At 38.9% G+C, this 1,519-nt stretch carries 2 protein-coding genes; one reads left to right on the top strand and one right to left on the bottom strand.

The features are described from left to right. Nucleotides 1-29 precede the first annotated feature (29 nt). Nucleotides 30-842 (top strand): substrate-binding periplasmic protein, encoded by an 813-nt coding sequence (locus E1176_RS01180; RefSeq protein ID WP_246205903.1) that lies wholly within the window; start codon nt 30-32, stop codon nt 840-842. Between the two features lie 70 nt (nt 843-912). On the opposite strand, the gene E1176_RS01175 is transcribed toward E1176_RS01180, so the two are convergent. Next, nucleotides 913-1,476, bottom strand: a complete 564-nt coding sequence (locus tag E1176_RS01175; RefSeq protein ID WP_155208756.1) for a peroxidase-related enzyme — start codon at nt 1,474-1,476, stop codon at nt 913-915. Between the last annotated feature and the right edge of the window lie 43 nt (nt 1,477-1,519).

Below are 1,519 nucleotides of genomic sequence, written 5' to 3'. Positions count from 1 at the left end.
TTTTTAGTCTATTGGCATTTTGCTGTGTGATGGCAAGCAGTGCGCAGGCTCAGTACAGTGGCGACAGTTGGGCATCTGCAAAAAGCAAAGGCTCTGGTACAATTTCGATGGCGTATGTAGAAACCCCGGGTTTTGTCTACAAAGAAAACGGTAAACTCACCGGGATTTGTGTCGATATCATGAATGATTTCGTTGAATACGTGAATAAATCAAAGGGAGTGAATCTTTCGGCAAAATTTGTAGGAGATGGTAGCAGCTTCAGAGGTATGTATAATAATGTGAAAGGTAGCAACGGAGGCGTTTTCGGCCTTGGTAATGTTACAATCACAGAGGCTCGTAAGAGTGAAATTAAGTTTAGCCCTGCCTTTATAACCAACTTTGCTATTCTTATTACTCCTCCAAGTGTACCTACACTTAAAAACATGAGCAATATCTCAAATACCTTTGCTGGTCTTACCGCATATACGGCCAAAGGTACTTTAAATGAGAGAAGACTATTAGATTTAAAAAGCAACTACTATCCAGCAATGAAAGTGTCCTACGTTTCTTCTAGTCCTGAGACACTTGAAAAAATATTGGTAGATAAAAAGTCATTCTCATATCTGGATTTAGCGTTTTATCTGGATGCCGTGCAAAAAGGAAAGCCTGTAAAGAGACATCCTGTGGGAGATCAGGCATCAGAGCAGTTTGGGTTTATAATGCCTTTAAACAGCGACTGGCAACCTGTGATGGAAGAGTTTTTTGCAGCCAATGGTGGCTATACAAACTCGGTTGAGTATAAAAAGATTCTTTCTAAGCACTTGGGCAATACCGGTGTAAAGTTACTTCAGTCAGTGAAGTAATATTCCGTTTTTCTACGGAAGAAAGAGGGTGTCTTAAATGTATAATCGCATATAAGACACCCTCTTCTGTTTAGTCGTACTCGTACCCTTTACCACCCTCTTCCTCTAGCTGCACACCAAGACCCAGAACCATTCTGTTTACAAAGTTGAAATAGGAGATTACCAAAGCAGCATCTAATAAAGAGCGATCGTCTACACCTAGCTGTTTAAGATTTTCAATACATTGAGATTCTTCGATACCCGATGGTTTTGTGGTGAGCACCTGAGCATAGGCACAAAGTGCTTTGTCTACGTCACTTAAATCAGTTTTATTAAAGTCTTTGATAAGTGTATTGATTTTACTGTCATCTTTCCAGAAGTGATTGAGGGCATCAGTATGGTGTTGCATGCAATAAGGACATTCATTAGCAGTAGATACAATTACAGCAATCATTTCTCTCTGGTAACGCTTAAGCGGAGACTTACCAAACATAATCGTCATGTATAAGTCCATATGGTTGACGATCGATTTGGGATTAAGGCTTTGAATTTTATGAACTTCAGCGAGTTTCCCTCTTTTTTCTACGAGATCATCATAGATTTGCTTGAGTTCACCATCAGCATTTTCGTGTTGTATTACATCTATATAAGGCATAAAATATCATGTTAAAATTAGTGTCGTAAATTATTTAATTTGG

Origin of the sequence: Fulvivirga aurantia (assembly GCF_009711475.1) — a bacterium.
In the GTDB taxonomy this organism is placed as follows: domain Bacteria; phylum Bacteroidota; class Bacteroidia; order Cytophagales; family Cyclobacteriaceae; genus Fulvivirga; species Fulvivirga aurantia.
This window is presented reverse-complemented; position numbering and strand designations above follow the sequence as displayed.